This is a genomic window from Providencia sp. PROV129 (assembly GCF_028482245.1).
Lineage (GTDB): Bacteria > Pseudomonadota > Gammaproteobacteria > Enterobacterales > Enterobacteriaceae > Providencia > Providencia vermicola.
This window is the reverse complement of sequence record NZ_JAMPQD010000017.1, coordinates 98,752-116,001: the sequence shown is the minus strand read 5'-3', so window position 1 is coordinate 116,001 and position 17,250 is coordinate 98,752. Positions and strand designations below refer to the sequence as shown.

Here is a 17,250-nt window from a genome sequence, read left to right as displayed (position 1 = left end):
ATTATGTCCTGCTATTAATCACACTTTTCATTTTTTGGATAGCTGCTGCGAAAAGTGGCTATTTCCCCTCATATATCATCGCTTTGTTGACTAAATTGCCGCACTGGGTGGATATTTTTTGCGCCCAGCGGCTACAGCTTTTCGCTCATTCTGCGTAATTATTAGTTATGTTAATTTTTTGTAAATTCATTGTAATAAGATGAGAGCGAAAAGAGGGCGTCAACGATGAAAGGTTTGAATAGCAAAATTGCAATTGTGACTGGGGGCGCGACCAAAATTGGCGCAACAGTGGCAAAAGTGCTGAGCAGTTATGGTGTTAAAGTCACTATTTTTGATATTGACGCAGTCAATGGTGAAAAAGTCGCACAAAGTGAGCCAAATATTGATTTCTTGCCTGTGGATATCACTGACGATCAACAACTTAAACAGGGCATTGATCGTGTTGCTCAAAAGTATGGGCAACTCGATTTTTTGGTTAATCTGGCCGCGACTTATCTTGACGAAGGCCAGCTATCTTCACGACAAGATTGGTTAACTGCATTAAATATCAATGTGGTCAGTGCCGTTATGGCGGCGCAATTTGCCAAAGCACACTTTGTGAAAGCAGGTAAAGGTGCCATCGTCAACTTTACCAGTATTTCGTCTTCTGTTGCTCAAACAGGCCGTTGGCTCTACCCCGCATCAAAAGCAACGATGCTGGAAGTGACTCGCAGCCAAGCGATGGATTATGCCGATAACGGTATTCGTGTGAATTCGGTTTCCCCTGGCTGGACATGGTCCCGTGTGATGGATGAAATTACGGGGGGCGACCGCAAAAAAACCGACCGTGTTGCTGCGGATTATCACTTATTAAAACGCGTGGGTGACCCTGAAGAGGTGGCTCAAGTTGTTGCGTTCCTACTTTCTGATCTGGCGAGTTTCGTGACTGGCGCAGATTACGCCGTTGATGGCGGTTACTCCGCTATGGGCCCTGAACAGGCTAAACCTGCAATTCCCCGTCTTGCACAATAAGACACCATTTAAACTTTGCTGAGGAAAATACTATGCGTCGTATTGCTATCGTAGGTGGTGGTCAAGCGGGGATGCCGTTGGCTTTAGGTTTGTTAGATAAAGGCTATTTCGTTACTGTTGCGACAAACCGCACACCAGAGGATGTTAAAAATGGCCGTGTGATGTCGAGTCAATGCATGTTTGATATTTCGCTGCAATTTGAGCGTGATTTGGGGATTAACTTTTGGGAAGACAAATGCCCTCCTGTTGAAGGCATCGGTTTTACTGTTCCTCATCCTGAAAAAACAGGTGAAAAAGCCATTTCTTGGCGCTCGCGCTTAGACAACTATGCACAAGCCGTCGATCAGCGCATTAAAATGCCTTATTGGATGGAATTGTTTGCAGCACGTGGCGGCAATTTACATATTGAAGATGTTGGCGTTGCAGAGCTGGAGCGTTTGGCAGAAACCCATGACCTCGTTGTGTTGGCGGGGGGAAAAGGGGAAATTGTTAAACTGCTTGAACGTGATGAAACGCGCTCGCCATATGATAAACCCCAACGTGCCTTGGCACTCACTTATGTGCACGGCATGTTGCCAACGTCTGAATACTCTCAAGTGTCGTTTAACTTGATCCCTGGTGTTGGTGAGTACTTTGTGTTTCCATCCCTGACCAATAGCGGTGATTGCCACATTATGGTCTTTGAAGGTATCCCTGGTGGCCCAATGGATCAGTGGGGTGAGGCGCGTACACCGCAAGAACATTTGGCGTACAGTAAAAAAATCCTTAACACCTATTTACCTTGGGAAGCCGATCGCTGTCGTAATATCGAATTGACGGATGATAACGGCATCTTAGCTGGGCGCTTTGCACCGACGGTGCGCAAGCCTGTATTAACGTTGCCATCGGGTAAGATTGTGTTTGGTTTAGGGGATGCGTTAGTGACGAACGATCCATTAACAGGCCAAGGCTCGAATAACGCGACTAAGGCTTGTAAAGTCTACTATGACGCGATCTTAGCGCACGGTGATAAGCCCTATACTGCACAGTGGATGAACGACACCTTCGAACAGTTCTGGAAATATGGTCGCCATGTTGTGGAGTGGACAAACTCATTATTAGCGCCACCAGAGCCACATATTTTGCATCTGTTAGGTGCTGCCCAGCAATTACCATCCCTCGCACACACTATTGCAAATGCTTTTAACTACCCGCCAGTTCTGTTCCCTTGGTGGAAAGATGGGGCGGCATGTGAGGCCTACATTCAATCACAAATGATGGAAGAAGCCCGCGCTTAACGGGGAGGATTGGCTATGTCTATGATTGCAGAGGATACATTTATGTGCGAAAGGGAATGGGGTCATACCGAATTTGAGTCGAAAACCTTGCGCAACTTGCTCGGGTGCTACCCAACAGGGGTCGCAATCGTGACAACACGAACCGCAGATGGCCGTGATGTGGGGCTAACCATTAACTCATTTGCCTCGTTATCACTCGATCCACCATTAGTTTTATGGAGCTTAGTGAATCATTCACCAAACTTAGCGGTATTTCGTGATTGCTCACATTTCACCATCAATATCTTAGGCCACGGGCACCAAGAACTTGCTATGCGCTTTGCGAATCCACGCATTGAAAACAAGTTTGAAGAGGTGGCTATCCATCTGACCCCTGAAGGCGTGCCTGCTTTGCACGGCGCGATTGCGACGCTAGTTTGTGAAAACCACAAGCAAGACACTCTAGGTGACCATTTATTGATGGTGGGGCATGTGCGCCGTATCGGTAGTGAAACGGGTAAGCCGTTAGTTTTCCACGGCGGTGGCTTTACCGCTTTACATGAATCGCCATTGGCGTAGGAGAAACACCATGAATCAGCAAGCATTGATGACATTCGCTAAAGAATTACAGCAAGGCAATATTCAGGTTGTCGATCTAACACAAACCTTATCGCCATCATTCCCTGCACTGCAATTACCTGAGCAGTTTGGGCAGGTGTGGTCGTTCAGTATGGAGCAAATCTCCCGTTACGATGATAATGGCCCTGCTTGGTATTGGAATAACTTTAGTTGTGGTGAACATACTGGCACGCACTTTGATGCACCTATTCACTGGATCAGTGGTAAAGACCAAGCGAATAACACGGTCGATACCATCCCTGTTGAAAATTTTGTTGCCCCTGCCGTGGTGGTAGATGCAAGCAAAGAAGTGGCTGAAAATTCAGACTGGGTGTTAACGGTCGAGTTTTTGCAAAAATGGGAAGAAAAGCATGGCAAAATTCCCAAAGCGGCTTGGGTACTTTTTAGAACGGATTGGTCGAAAAAAGCGGATGATCCTGCGGCTTATGTGAGCATGCGTGAAGATGGGGCTCACACACCAGGGCCTTCCCAAGAAGCGGTTGAATGGCTCATTCACGAGCGTGACGTAAAAGGGTTTGGTGTTGAGACCATCAATACTGATGCAGGGCAGTCCTACAGTTGGCCTGTACCTTACCCATGCCACACCTTAATGCATGGCAACAATAAATATGGCCTACAGTGCTTGAAAAACCTCGATAAATTACCGCCAACAGGCGTAGTAATTGTTGCGGCACCGCTGAAAATCGAAGGGGGATCAGGTAGCCCATTACGCGTCTTGGCACTAGTGGGGTGAGGTATGGCAACACTTTCTAACCCACAAGTGATCGTCGTTGGTAGCGGGATGAATTCCTTGATGTGCGCGGCTTTGCTGGCGGTGCGCGGAAAATCGGTGTTGGTGTTAGAACGAAACGATCGCTTAGGCGGTTGTATTCGGACTGAAAATTTATTTGAAGGGTATACCCATGATCTGCTTTCTTGTTGGTATTCACTGTTTGTTGGTAGCCCCGGCTATCAAGAATTAGAACCCCATCTGAAAAAGTATGGATTAGAGTTTGCCCAATGCGACTATTCAACAGGGTTAGTCCAACCCGATGGGAAGTCTATTGCACTGAAGCGGGATGTTGCTGAGGCAGCTAAACAGCTCGATCTCATTGCGCCTGGTGATGGGCTAGCATTTCGTAAAATGGCAGACAAATTATTCACCCAAGATGCGGCGCTCACATTTGGTTTATTAGGGCAAAACCCTTATAGCGGCGGTATGTTAAAGCTGTTGTTTTCTGAATGGCGTAAACGGGGTGTCGATGGGTTGTTGGATTTTGCTAAATCAGGTGTGGAAAGCTTTCGTCGTTGGTCAGAACGTGAATTACAGCACGATTTTAGCCGCGCATTGATGGCGCCATGGGTACTTCACACAGGGTTAGGGCCTGATGAAGCGAGTTCGGCGCTAATTGGTAAATTAACCTTCGCTGCCGTTGTTGCTGGTGGGATGCCTGTCGTCAAAGGCGGCAGTTATCGCATCGTTGAGGCTTTTGCAAAAGTGATTGAAGCCCATGGTGGCGAGCTTAAAACGGGAATGCACGTTGAGAAAATAGTGACTCAAGGTGAGGGGAAAAATAGCCGTGCGACGGGTGTTATCGTCAATGGACAAATGATTAATACTACCGAAAGTGTGGTGTGCAACGTGACCCCAACGCAGCTATATGGCTCATTACTCGATAATGTATCGCCTCAGGTGATGGAAAGGGCAAAAGGCTACCGCTATGGCCGTGCAGGTATGCAAATTCATTTTGCATTAAGTGCGCCACCACCTTGGTGCAATCCCGAATTATTAAATGTTCCACTCGTTCATTTCACTGAAAGCATGGAACAGGTTTGTTTATCCGTAACTCAAGCGAACAATGGCTATCTACCTGAAAAACCAACGTTTGGCATTGGGCAACCTACTACGTTAGATCCCAGCCGTGCGCCAGATGGCGGATGGATTTTATGGATCCAAATGCAAGAATTGCCAAGGCGCCTAAAAGGTGATTCCGCAGGAGAAATTCGCATCCCTGAAGATGGGCGGTGGGATGAAGACGTACGAGAGGCGGTCGCGGATAGAATTCAGCAACGTTTAGAGTTAGTCATGCCTGGTTTTTCTTCGTTGATCGTGGGGCGCCACGCAATTTCTCCTGCAGATTTAGAAAGTTATAACTGCAATCTTGTCGGTGGCGATCCCTATTCAGGTACTTGTTCCCCCGACCAATTTTTCTGGTTACGGCCTTTTGCAGCATCAGGTCAAACAAAAACACACAAAACAGCGGTTAAAAACCTTTTTCATATTGGCGCATCAACACATCCAGGGCCTGGTCTTAGCGGTGGTTCAGGTTACCTTGTAGCGCAAAAATTGACGAAAAAATAGGACATAAATAAAACGCAAGGGAACTGCGAGATAACAGGCAAAGCACACACAGTAAGAAAACCCACTATGGCAGGAAACATGATGAATAAAAAAATAATCAGTCAGCTTGTTGCAGGTTCGTGTCTCAGCATACTTTCGTTTGGTACCCTCGCGACGGAAGGGGGTGGGCTAGGGATCTATCCCGATGGTCTCGAAAACTTTATGTCAGGTGCATTACCTCCGCAAGGTGTACATGTGCTGATGTATGGTGGAAATGCCCATTATGACAGTATTCGCGATAATAAAGGGGATAAAATTCCTGTGCCAGGTTTTAGCGTGAATGTGAATGTATTGGCTCCTCGCTTAATTTGGGTAACGGATCAAAAAATACTGGGTGGTGACTTAGCCTTCCATACCATCGTGCCATTATTGGATGTGACTGCAAAAGCGGCAGGTAAAAAAGAGACGAGTCGTGGGCTAGGCGATGTAACGTTTGGACCTGCACTGGGCTTCCACCCTTCGGCAGATTTACATTATGTGGTTGGGTTAGATGCCTATGCACCGACAGGAAAATACAGTAAAACAGACCCTTCTAGTTTAGGTAAAAATTATTGGGCGTTACAACCCGTGTGGGCAATTAGCTATATTCCCCCTGTGGGCGTGAATGCGGATTTAAAAATGATGTATGACTTCAATTTTCGCAATAACGATACGAAAACTCGCTCAGGGCAAGCCTTTCATGCAGATTATGGTTTAGGTTGGGGATTTGGTAATGGGTGGGTAGCAGGGATTGGCGGCTATGCTTTTTGGCAAACAACAGATGATAGTGGCCCGAATTCGGCCCAAGGAAAAGCGCGTGCTTACTCCATCGGCCCTTCAATTCGCTACGCGAATCCACAAGGCTGGTTGTTTACTGCTAAATGGGAAAAAGATTTTGAAGTCAGAAACCGCCCAGAAGGTTCTCAAATTTATTTAAAAGCCTCTATTCCTTTCTAACTATTTAATTTTATTGATTTGAATGCACAGCATAATAAAAACCATGCTGTGCTTTTTTATTTATACTGTAAATATATAAATGATATTCTTTGTGAATAAAAAGATAAAAATGTATCTTTATATTTAAATGAAGGTTTAATGGATTTTAACTTCTATTTTATTGGCGTAAGTTAAATTAACTAATTTATCCTTAATATTGAAAATAGAGTTGACTTAATGTTTTAAGTGTATATTATTTCGCTCGGTTTTTAGTTGTAATATAAACTAGCATTAAATTTCTATATTAAGATATTCTTATTGCATTGATTTTTATTTATTTTTTTAGTGTTTTGATCATTTAAAAATATAACATTTTTACTTTAACGTAAAAATTTATATGAATGCTTTATGGTCTTATTTTTGAATTTTTATGTGTGAGTTAAAAATTAATTGAAAATCTGAATAACGTATTTTTCATTTTTGTCTCTATATTAGATACCCCTCTATACTTTAGAGTAAAGAGGGTTTTTTTTTCTTATATTTTAATATCATATTATATACAATAGCTTAATAAATATAATAATTATTGTTATTAAGCTTTTTTTATACTTTGACTTGGTGATTCACCATAGCGTTGTTTATATTCAGCACTAAAACGGCCCATATGTGCAAATCCCCAACGCAGTGCAACCCCAGTGACATTGGTGGCTTCACCTGATAACAATTCTGCACGTACGCGTTCCATACGCAAATCACGTAAATATTGCATGGGGCTAATATCTAAAAACTCTTTAAACCCTGCATATAAGCTACGTAAACTGACACCTGCAATATGTGCTAATTGCTCTACTGTAATTGGCTCGTGGGCATGAGCTTCTAAGTATTCCTGCACGCGGCGAACATGACGGGGACGGATTGTCGCTCGGCGTAAGCCCGAATCTTCAGTATAGTTATGGGCGTGCGTAGAAAGTAGCGTGACAGAGACTAATTGTTCCACTTGCGTGGCAATTAACTTATGTTGCAGAAGATCAGGGGTTCTCGTAGCGCATTCAATCAGGTAATTCATCAACGTGCGCCATTCAATACAAGATTGCCATGCAAAGCCTAATTCAAACACGAGTGGTTTATCCAGCGTATGGCCAAGTTGGCCTACTAATGATCTCTCTAATAATGATCGAGAAATTCTTAACATGCATTGGTCGTTATCACTATTCCAACGCATGGTTGTTGACTCTTCAGGGCTTAATAAAGAAGCCATTTGCGGTGTAGATTCTAGACGTTTTCCACCACTTTCAATGATAGCACTGCCTGCAAGTGGCATTTGTAAAAGAAAAAAATCCTCTAATTTTCCTGGTGCAATTGTCACATCCGCACCATAGCGTAAGCGGCTTAAGGAAATATCACCCATAGGAATATAATGCATACGTGCATCAAGGCGTTGATGGGGATTGAGTTGATGAAATTGGTGCGGTTTCATCACTCGACCCACCATTGATTTTATTTCTTCAGGATCAGCGGATGTAAATAACAAACGTTCTGACGAACAGATCTGATTTTCAATCTGAGGCGCAGATGAATGGGACCACGAGTTGCTCAACATCGAAGGTACCTCCAAAATGAGTCGCCAACCCCTCAGTGACTGACTTAAGTAGTGGCTTGGCTATTTTTGCTTATTATAGGTTTTCTCAATGAATTCAATTAATTATTTTATTTAAGGCAAAAGTGCTTTAGGTTTTTTATTCAACATACTTTATTTTATTTATTATGATGATTAACCTTTTTGTTATTAACATTTCGTTAAAATATTTTTAACCAATTGTCAGTTGAACATATCATAAACAATTTTTCTTACCTAGCTAAATATGTGCAAAAACTATCCAGAAAGTGCAAGAAATCAGAAACAGTGTGGTTATTGTGATAGCCATAACAATATAAAAAATAAAGTTATTTTTATTTTGTTTTAGTAAAATATACATGATTAATCATATTGTTCGTTCTATTTGTATTTTAATTTAACTTTTTATTGGTTTCATTATCTAAAAATCAATTTTTTAGTGGTTTAAAATGCCAAAACCTTTTTTATTGTAGGGGTAATTGACTGTTACTTAATGATTTAACGCCTTTTTTATACATTATCTTTTGTTCTTCTTTATGGGCTATTTCTTGTCGTAAATCTCTCTTTTTCTCTTGTTTTTAAAGGTGATTTGTCCCTTATCTGCAGGGCTTATCCACTCTCTGCATAAATTCAATTTACATGATTAATCATGGATTGACCTTTAATTAACAAAAGAGATACAACTAAGAAACACAAAAAAGATAAAAAACGTTCTGACGTTGACTGGTGAGGTTAAAATGGCTGAGCGCTCGTTTGTTCAAGAAGTTCAAAAGTTACGACAAGGGCAAGGTGATGTTTTCAGTGGTGAAGGCATTCTTGCAGTGACAAAAGCCTTATTAGAATCTGGTGTTTCCTATGTTGCAGGGTATCAGGGGGCGCCAATTTCACATCTCATGGATGTTCTGGCAGATGCACAGGATATTCTGTCTGAATATGGTATTCGTTTCGAAAATAGTGCAAGCGAAGCGACTGCTGCTGCAACGTTAGCGGCTTCTGTTAATTATCCTTTGCGCGGCGCGGTAACATTTAAAGCAACTGTTGGAACAAACGTTGCTTCCGACGCTCTGGCAAACCTTGCGTCAGGCGGTGTATTAGGTGGCGCACTGATTATTGTTGGGGAAGATTATGGCGAAGGTTCCTCAATTATGCAGGAGCGCAGTCATGCATTTGCGATGAAATCACAAATGTGGTTACTTGACCCTCGTCCAAATTTACCTTCGATTGTTCAAGCTGTTAAAGATGGTTTTGATTTATCTGAGGCCAGTAATACACCCGTTATGCTGCAAATGCGTATTCGTTCATGTCATGTGCATGGGCAATTTGTTTGTGCAGATAACCAACATCCAAAATTTACAGTTAAAGATGCACTTGAAAACCCAACCCGCGATGTGAGCCGCATTGTGTTGCCTCCTGCGAGCTTTTTGCATGAAAAAGAGAAAATCGAAGCACGTTGGCCAGCAGCTGTTAAGTTTATTCAACAACGTGAATTAAATGAGTTTTTTGCTGAGGATGCTGATGATGTTGGCATCGCGTTACAAGGGGGGTGCTATAACACATTGATCCGCGCGCTCAACCAAATTGGTTTAGCCGATGTGTTTGGTAATAGCAAAATTCCATTATATGTCATGAATGTTGCTTACCCATTAATTGATGAAGAGTTTGAACGTTTTTGTCGTAATAAAAAAGCGATTTTAGTGTTGGAAGAAGGACAACCGAATTTTGTTGAGCAGAATGTTGCTAGCATTTTACGCCAGCGAAACATCGATATTGAATTACATGGTAAAGATATGCTACCAATGGCGGGAGAGTATAACACCGCGACGGTACTTGCAGGTCTGCGTTCTTTTTTTGAACGATACGGAAAAATAGAACCTCAAGTCAAAGCGGCTGCGAAACAAATTCGTATTCCAACAATTAACATTGCTGCTGGGCAAACCGAAGAATTATTGCCTGAATATGTCAATGCAGCAGAGCCAACACTCGATGACACTGTGCATGCGCGCCCACCAGGGTTTTGTACAGGTTGCCCTGAAAGACCTATTTTTACAGCAATGAAACTGGTTGAGCGTGAACTTGGCGAGCACCATGTCAGTGCTGATATCGGCTGCCATTTATTCTCTATTCTTCCACCATTCAACCTCGGTAATACAACAATGGGGTATGGCTTGGGTGGTGCAGGAGCAGCGGCATTAAATGCCAAAGCAGGGAAACGCGCGATTTCAGTCATGGGGGATGGCGGTTTTTGGCATAACGGCTTAACCAGTGGTATCGCTAATAGCGTATTTAACCGTAGTGATAACTTAACCATTGTTATTGATAACAGTTATACATCAGCAACAGGTGGGCAAGACATCTTGTCATCAACAGCACTTAACCCAACCCGCAGCACAGGCCATGAAATCGAAAAAGCAGTGAAAGGGGTTGGTGTGAATTGGGTGAAAACCATCAAGCGCACTTATGACTTAAAAACAATGACTAATACATTGCGTGAAGCACTGACTACCGATGAGAAAGGCCCTAAAGTACTGATTGCGCAAAGTGAATGCATGTTAAATCTACAGCGTCGCGAAAAGAAAAAAGTTCGTAGTGATGTTGCTGCAGGAAAACGCGTTGTCCGTGAGCGCTTTGGTGTTGACCCTGACACCTGTACGGGGGACCACTCCTGTATTCGCCTTTCGGGTTGCCCATCGTTATCGATAAAACCAAATCCAGATCCATTAAGAACAGATCCTGTGGCGACAGTGATGGACAGTTGTGTGGGATGTGGTTTATGCGGCGAGGTTTCACACGCTGCCGTTCTATGCCCTTCGTTTTTTAAAGCACAAATTATTACCAATCCAAATCGCTGGGACAAATTACGCCACCGTGTCCGCGGTTGGTTTATTGGCTATTTACAACGTCGTGATGCACGTCGTCGTGAAGAACTCAGTTTCTAAGGGGGAATAAATGCTTTCATCTCCATCATCAATCGCATTACAGCCCATTAAAATCGCCATTTTAGCCATGGGGGGTGAGGGCGGCGGCGTCCTCGCGGACTGGATTGTTAATTTAGGCGAAGAAAACGGTTATTTTGCACAAACCACCTCTGTACCAGGCGTTGCTCAACGTACAGGAGCAACGATTTATTACGTTGAATTGTTTCCTGGCGCGGATAATCCAGAAACGCCAGCACCTGTTTTGGCATTGATGCCAATGCCAGGCGATGTGGATGTTGTCCTTGCCTCTGAACTTATGGAGGCCGGTCGCTCTGTTCAACGTGGTTTTGTTACGCCAGAACGCACGACGTTAATTAGCTCTACACACCGTGTTTACTCTATTGCTGAGAAATCAGCCATGGGTGACGGTCGGGTTGATAGCCAAGCATTGATCCGCCACGCGGGGCTTGCAGCTCGTCAATTCATTCACTTTGATATGGCGCAAGCCGCTCAAGAAAGCGGTAGCGTGATCAGCGCAGTATTATTTGGCGCTTTATTTGGTTCAGGCGTTTTACCTTTTAGCCGCACACAATTTGAAGAAACCATCGTGCGCGGTGGTGTCGGGGTAAAACCCAGCCTGCGTGCATTTGCGCTTGGTGCTGAAAAAGCCGCGCAACCCGAAGAGGCATACCAAGCTCAATCAGCTCAAACAGTTTCGTTACCCCCTAAAAATAAACAAATTTCTGCGCTATTAGCGCGTATTGATCATGAATTTGCTCCTCATGTTCATTATTTAGTGACAGAAGGTGTTCGCCGGTTAATTGATTACCAAGACCCTGCTTATGCTGCGTTGTATTTAGACCGCCTTAACAACCTATTTGCGCAAGAAGGTGGCCAAGATGAGCGTTTACAACGAGCACTTGTTCGCCACTTAGCATTATGGATGTCTTATGAAGACACTATTCGCGTGGCTGACCTCAAAATTCGTGATAGCCGATTCACTCGAGTACGTAATGAAGTTCACGCTAAAGATGACCAATTATTGGATATCAATGAATTTATGCATCCACGTATTGAAGAGATTTGCGAAACGCTTCCCAAGAATTTAGGTAATTGGTTGATGAAGCCACATTGGTTTCACAAAGCGCTTCGCAAACTTACGCAACGAGGGCGAACAATCACTACCAGTTCTTTGTGGGGGTTTTTACAGTTATATGTGCTCGCCGCTTGGAGAAAAGGTAGACGCTCAACTTTACGCTATCAATTAGAAAATCAGCGAATTGAAAAATGGCTCACAGCAGTGGTTGATGCCGCACGGACAAACCCCGCTTTGGCAACTGAAATTGCGCAATGCCAGCGGGTAGTAAAAGGGTATAGCGATACTCATGCGAGAGGTTTGCGTAATTTTCAGGTTTTGATGGACATCGTGACGCGGCAAGGTAGCAAATTAGCGCCGATTAGCTTACGCGAATTACGTGAAGCTGCGCTTGCTGATGAATATGGCCATGAATTAAAGAAATGTCGCCAACGTTTGGCTATGGATTAAGGATAACATCATGAGTTTATTGAAATTTACTAAACCCTATAAGATCCATTTCTCTGAGTGTGATCCTGCAGGGATCGTGTTTTATCCACAATATTTCGTGATGTTCAATAACCTCCTTGAACGTTGGATTGATGCGCTGATCCCCCAAGGGTTTGCTGGATACATCCTCGAACAACGTTTCGGGTTACCTACTGTGCACCTAGAGGCTGAGTTTAAAGCCATTAGTCGCATGGGGGATGACGTTATCTTAGAGCTGATAGTTGAGCGAATTGGGCGCAAGTCACTCACGCTGCGCCAACGTTGTATCAGTGTGACGGGGGAGCTGCGTATGCAAGTGACACAAACCTACGTTACAACGTCGTTGATTACACACCAAGCCATTCCTATTCCAGAGGCCTTGCATCAGGCACTCACGGCTCAGTCAGCGGTATAAACAAAGGGGTACTTTCATGAATATAGTGTGTATTGGCGGGGGACCCGCTGGGCTGTACTTTGGGCTACTGATGAAACTGCAAAACCCACAGAACCGCGTAGTGGTCGTTGAGCGCAATCGCCCGTTTGACACGTTTGGTTGGGGTGTCGTGTTCTCTGATGCGACGCTCAACAACTTACGTCACGCTGACCCTGTGTCTGCGCAGACCATTTCTGCAGAGTTTAGTCACTGGGACGATATCGACATTCACTTTAATGGTGCCTGTAATCGCAGCGGTGGGCACGGGTTTATTGGGATTGGCCGTAAAAAGCTATTGAATATCTTACAAGATCGTTGTCTTGAGCTGGGGGTGGAGCTGGTATTTGAAACCCAAGTAACGGATGACCAAGCCATTGCACGTGAGTACAACGCGGACTTACTGATTGCCTCTGACGGGATTAACAGCGCGGTACGTACCCGCTATGAAAATGTCTTTAAGCCCGACATAGACCCGCGTCGTTGCCGCTTTGTCTGGTTAGGCACCAAAAAGATTTTCGATGCCTTTACCTTCCTATTTGCCAAAAATGAACACGGTTGGTTCCAAGTTCACGCGTACCAGTTCCAAGAGGGGTTATCGACCTTTATCGTTGAAACCACCGAAGAAACATGGCTCAAAGCGGGTATCGATCAGATGTCCCAAGAAGATGGCATTGCGTATTGTGAAAAACTGTTTGCCCCGTGGTTAGATGGGGAGAAATTGATTGCCAATGCAGCGCATTTGCGCGGTGCAGCAATTTGGATCCGTTTCCCACGGGTGATTTGTGATAACTGGGTGCATTGGACACAGCCTTCACCAGGTAAAGACGTACCTGTGGTGCTGATGGGGGACGCGGCGCACACCGCCCACTTCTCTATTGGGTCAGGCACCAAACTGGCTTTAGAAGATGCGATTGAACTGTGTGAAAGCTTGAAAACCACAGAAGGGGATTTGCGTAAAGGACTTGAACATTACCAAGCGGTACGCAGCGTGGAAGTGCTAAAAATTCAAAATGCAGCGCGTAACTCGACTGAGTGGTTTGAAAATGTTCGTCGCTATGAAAACCTTGCCCCTGAGCAGTTTGCCTACTCACTGCTAACACGTTCTCAGCGCATCTCCCATGAAAATTTACGCGTTCGCGATGCGGCGTGGCTGGATAACTATGAGCAGTGGTTTGCTACGCAAGCAGGCGCAACAAGGCATGTTCCTCCAATGCTTACGCCATTTCAGGTGCGAGATATTACGTTGAACAACCGCGTTGTGGCCTCGCCGACTTTGTTATACAGCGCCACTGATGGTGTGGTGGGTGATTTTCACACAGTGCATTTGGGAAGCCGTGCCCTAGGTGGTGTGGGATTAGTGATGACCGAAATGACGGCTATTGCCCCAGATGCTCGTATGACATTGGGATGCCCAGGGTTATGGAATGATGAGCAGGCGGTGGCGTGGCAACGTGTGACAAAATTTGTGCATCAACACAGTACGGCCAAAATCGGCATTCAGTTGGGGCATGCAGGGCGCCGTGGCTCAACCCAGCGGGGGTGGGAGCAGGAAAACTACCCGTTGCAGAGCGGGAATTGGCCGCTCGTATCTGCTTCTGCCTTGCCGTATTTACCGAACGTGTCCCAAACGCCAGCGGCTTTAACAGAAGCGCAAATGGCGACGGTGATTGACCAATTTGTAGCAGCAGCTAAACGGGCAGACCATGCGGGGTTTGATTGGTTAGAGTTACAAGCAGGGCACGGCTATTTATTGTCGAGCTTCTTATCGCCACTGACGAATAAGCGCACTGATAACTTCGGGGGTAACCTTGAAAACCGCCTGCGTTTCCCACTGGCGGTGATCCAGGCGGTACGCCACGTGTGGGGGAAACCGTTGGCGGTACGTATTTCGACCACCGATTGGGTTGAGGGTGGTACCACCGTGGACGAGGCCGTATTGATGGCCAAGGCGATGAAACAAGTGGGTGCTGACCTTATCGATTGTTCATCAGGGGAAGTGTCCCCTGAACAAAAACCCGTATACGGGCGTATGTTCCAAACACCGATGGCAGACCGCGTGCGCAATGAGGCGGGAGTCCCTGTGATAGCGGTGGGGGCAATTACAGATGCTGACCAAGTCAACAGCATTATTGCCGCGGGGCGTGCTGACCTTTGTGCTCTATCACGCCCGTTATTATCGAACCCTGCGTGGCTGCTGCACGAATGTGCCCGTCACGGTTGGGAGGTCACGTGGCCTGCGCCGTATGAATATGGGCGTCAACAGCTGTTGCAGCAAGTCAAATCCAACGGGCGTTAATCGCCCCGTGAATGAGGAGAACGAGCCGATGAACATGAAATCCCATGACCAATACCGTGAAAGCGTGGCAGGCCGCGCAGATGTAGCAGATACCCCTGAGCTTGTGGCGTATTACCAAGAGTTAGCCGACCTGAAAACGGGGGCCTTGTGGACGGTAGCAAACAAGATTGAGCCATGGCAGCCGCAGTCGTCGTCAGTCCCTGTGTTATGGCGTTACCGTGATTTGCGTGAACATGTATTGCGCTCAGTGGAGCTGGTGACCCCTGAAAAAGCGGGGAGGCGAGTGGTTTATCTCAATAACCCAGGTCGTCAAGACGTGGCGGCAGCCGTGGGCTGGTTGTACTCTGGCTTGCAAGTGATGCACCCAGGGGAAGCAGCATCTGCCCATGCCCACTCCTCTTCAGCACTACGTTTTATTATGGAAGGGCGCGGAGCGTACACCATCGTGGAAGGGCAAAAGATGATGCTTGAAGCGAATGATTTTGTGCTAACCCCGAATGGAACGTGGCACGAACACGGTGTCGCGGAAGATGGCTTGCCGTGCATTTGGCAGGATGGACTGGACATTCCGCTGGTCAATGCGATGGAAGCGGGTTTTTACAAAGTCCATCCAGACTTACACCAAGCACACACGCGCCCTATTGATTACCCTGTGGGGATGTGGGGCGGTACTGCCTTACGCCCACACGATATCGGCTGGGATAAACCCTATTCGCCATTATTTAAATATCAATGGGGGCCAACCTATGAGGCACTGTGCCGAGCCGCAAACGTGGCCGACGGTTCGCTATTTGATGATGTGCTAATGCATTACACCAACCCTGTAACGGGTGGTCACGTGATGCCCACCATCGGTGCGAGTATGCAATTGCTGCGCCCAGGGTTTGTTGGCAAAGCCCATCGTCACACGGGGAGCTTCATTTACCAAGTGGCGAAAGGCCAGGGGTATTCGATTATTAATGGACAGCGCTTTGATTGGCAAGAACGGGATATTTTCTGTGTGCCATCGTGGATGTTCCATGAGCATGTGAACACCTCACAGACTGATGATGCGTGCCTGTTCTGTTTTAACGACTTACCCGTGATGCAGTCATTGGGGCTGTATTACGAAGAGGCATTAGTGGACAACGATGGCCATCAAAAAATGACAGGCTAGGTGGTGGAGTAAAGGGCAAGATTCACGTCCTAACCTCGATGAAATTATTTATTTAATTGATTTTGTTAGTTTATTTATTTTTGATTAACCGATTTTACCTGAAATAGGCAGATGGCGAAACGCCGTATGCTGAGGAGAAAACACCATGCGCTTAATTACTTACCGTTCTGATATCACTGCTGCGGCCCGTTTGGGTGCGATTGTTGACCACCAAGTCGTCGACTTGGCGTGCTTGGCAGAAGAGCAAGGGCTGTACTTACCCGATAACATGCTGGACTTTATTGATTTAGGCCCGCAAGGGATACGTGTGGGGACCGAGTTGCTGAACACCTACCAAGGGAAATTTCCTGCAGGAACGGCTTGGCCAGTGCAAAACGTGAAAATCTTGGCACCGATCCCACGTCCCCGCAAAAACATCTTTGGTATTGGGCTCAATTATGTTGAGCACGTGGCGGAATCCAGTCGTACCTTAGACACATCGAAAGAGCTTCCTAAAGAGCCCGTGATTTTCTCTAAGCCACCGACCACAGTGATTGGCCCAGGAGATGCAATTGAACATAACGCTCAAATTACCCAACAACTGGATTGGGAAGTGGAACTGGCGGTGATTATGGGTACGCGAGCCAAAGGGGTGTCAGCGAAAGATGCGCTGAATTATGTGTTTGGTTATAGCCTAATGATTGACATGAGCGCCCGTGATTGCCGTCGCGCTGGGCAATGGATTTACTCAAAAGGGCAAGATACCTACGCACCATTTGGCCCATGTATTGTTACTGCGGATGAAATTCCAGACCCACACACCTTGGACTTAAGCTTAAAAGTTAATGGCGTGACCAAGCAATCATCCAACACTCGTCATATGTTGTTTAACGTGAACGCGTTAATTGAAGATATCAGCAAGGGGATTACTCTTGAGCCAGGGGACATTATTGCCACGGGTACCCCTGAAGGTGTGGGGGCAGGGCGCTCACCGCAAGAGTGGGTGTGGCCAGGGGATGTGATTGAGGCATATGTACAAGGCATTGGTGAGCTGCGCCATCCTGTAGTGGCGGTGTAAAAAAGGAGCCAAA

General features: G+C 45.8%; 13 protein-coding genes. 12 read left to right on the top strand and 1 reads right to left on the bottom strand.

Translation table 11 applies throughout. The annotated features are described in order from the left end of the window. The first annotated feature begins 225 nt into the window (after window positions 1-225). From PSF27_RS13385 to PSF27_RS13360, 6 genes are all read left to right on the top strand, one after another. Complete coding sequence (locus PSF27_RS13385; RefSeq protein WP_206086271.1) at window positions 226-1,011, top strand: SDR family oxidoreductase; 786 nt, start codon at window positions 226-228, stop codon at window positions 1,009-1,011. 32 nt (window positions 1,012-1,043) lie between these two features. Continuing rightward, window positions 1,044-2,288, top strand: a complete 1,245-nt coding sequence (locus tag PSF27_RS13380) for a styrene monooxygenase/indole monooxygenase family protein (RefSeq protein WP_272681646.1) — start codon at window positions 1,044-1,046, stop codon at window positions 2,286-2,288. Window positions 2,289-2,303: 15 nt separating this feature from the next. Further along, window positions 2,304-2,846 (top strand): flavin reductase family protein, encoded by a 543-nt coding sequence (locus tag PSF27_RS13375; RefSeq protein WP_241016896.1) that lies wholly within the window; start codon window positions 2,304-2,306, stop codon window positions 2,844-2,846. Window positions 2,847-2,856: 10 nt separating this feature from the next. Next, window positions 2,857-3,639 carry a cyclase family protein gene (locus PSF27_RS13370; protein ID WP_206086273.1) on the top strand — a complete coding sequence of 261 codons (783 nt, stop codon included), beginning with the start codon at window positions 2,857-2,859 and terminating at the stop codon, window positions 3,637-3,639. Window positions 3,640-3,642: 3 nt separating this feature from the next. Further along, window positions 3,643-5,247 carry a phytoene desaturase family protein gene (locus PSF27_RS13365; protein WP_272516345.1) on the top strand — a complete coding sequence of 535 codons (1,605 nt, stop codon included), beginning with the start codon at window positions 3,643-3,645 and terminating at the stop codon, window positions 5,245-5,247. A 78-nt stretch (window positions 5,248-5,325) separates the two neighbouring features. Further along, window positions 5,326-6,222 (top strand): transporter, encoded by an 897-nt coding sequence (locus tag PSF27_RS13360; RefSeq protein ID WP_206086365.1) that lies wholly within the window; start codon window positions 5,326-5,328, stop codon window positions 6,220-6,222. Between the two features lie 571 nt (window positions 6,223-6,793). On the opposite strand, the gene PSF27_RS13355 is transcribed toward PSF27_RS13360, so the two are convergent. Beyond that, window positions 6,794-7,801, bottom strand: a complete 1,008-nt coding sequence (locus PSF27_RS13355) for an AraC family transcriptional regulator (protein ID WP_206086275.1) — start codon at window positions 7,799-7,801, stop codon at window positions 6,794-6,796. Between the two features lie 752 nt (window positions 7,802-8,553). On the opposite strand from PSF27_RS13355, the gene PSF27_RS13350 reads away from it, so the two are divergent. The 6 genes from PSF27_RS13350 to PSF27_RS13325 all read left to right on the top strand — a co-directional run bounded on the left by PSF27_RS13350 (window position 8,554) and on the right by PSF27_RS13325 (window position 17,237). Further along, complete coding sequence (locus PSF27_RS13350) at window positions 8,554-10,752, top strand: thiamine pyrophosphate-dependent enzyme (protein ID WP_206086276.1); 2,199 nt, start codon at window positions 8,554-8,556, stop codon at window positions 10,750-10,752. Between the two features lie 10 nt (window positions 10,753-10,762). Next, window positions 10,763-12,277 carry an indolepyruvate oxidoreductase subunit beta family protein gene (locus PSF27_RS13345; RefSeq protein WP_206086277.1) on the top strand — a complete coding sequence of 505 codons (1,515 nt, stop codon included), beginning with the start codon at window positions 10,763-10,765 and terminating at the stop codon, window positions 12,275-12,277. Between the two features lie 10 nt (window positions 12,278-12,287). Further along, window positions 12,288-12,710 (top strand): acyl-CoA thioesterase, encoded by a 423-nt coding sequence (locus PSF27_RS13340; protein WP_272681645.1) that lies wholly within the window; start codon window positions 12,288-12,290, stop codon window positions 12,708-12,710. 16 nt (window positions 12,711-12,726) lie between these two features. Then, window positions 12,727-15,024 carry a bifunctional salicylyl-CoA 5-hydroxylase/oxidoreductase gene (locus tag PSF27_RS13335; protein ID WP_272681644.1) on the top strand — a complete coding sequence of 766 codons (2,298 nt, stop codon included), beginning with the start codon at window positions 12,727-12,729 and terminating at the stop codon, window positions 15,022-15,024. A 28-nt stretch (window positions 15,025-15,052) separates the two neighbouring features. After that, a complete protein-coding gene (locus PSF27_RS13330) occupies window positions 15,053-16,180 on the top strand; it encodes a cupin domain-containing protein (protein ID WP_206086280.1) in 1,128 nt (375 codons plus the stop codon). A gap of 145 nt (window positions 16,181-16,325) precedes the next feature. Further along, on the top strand, window positions 16,326-17,237 hold the full coding sequence (locus PSF27_RS13325; RefSeq protein WP_272681643.1) for a fumarylacetoacetate hydrolase family protein: 912 nt from the start codon (window positions 16,326-16,328) through the stop codon (window positions 17,235-17,237). Window positions 17,238-17,250: the final 13 nt, after the last annotated feature.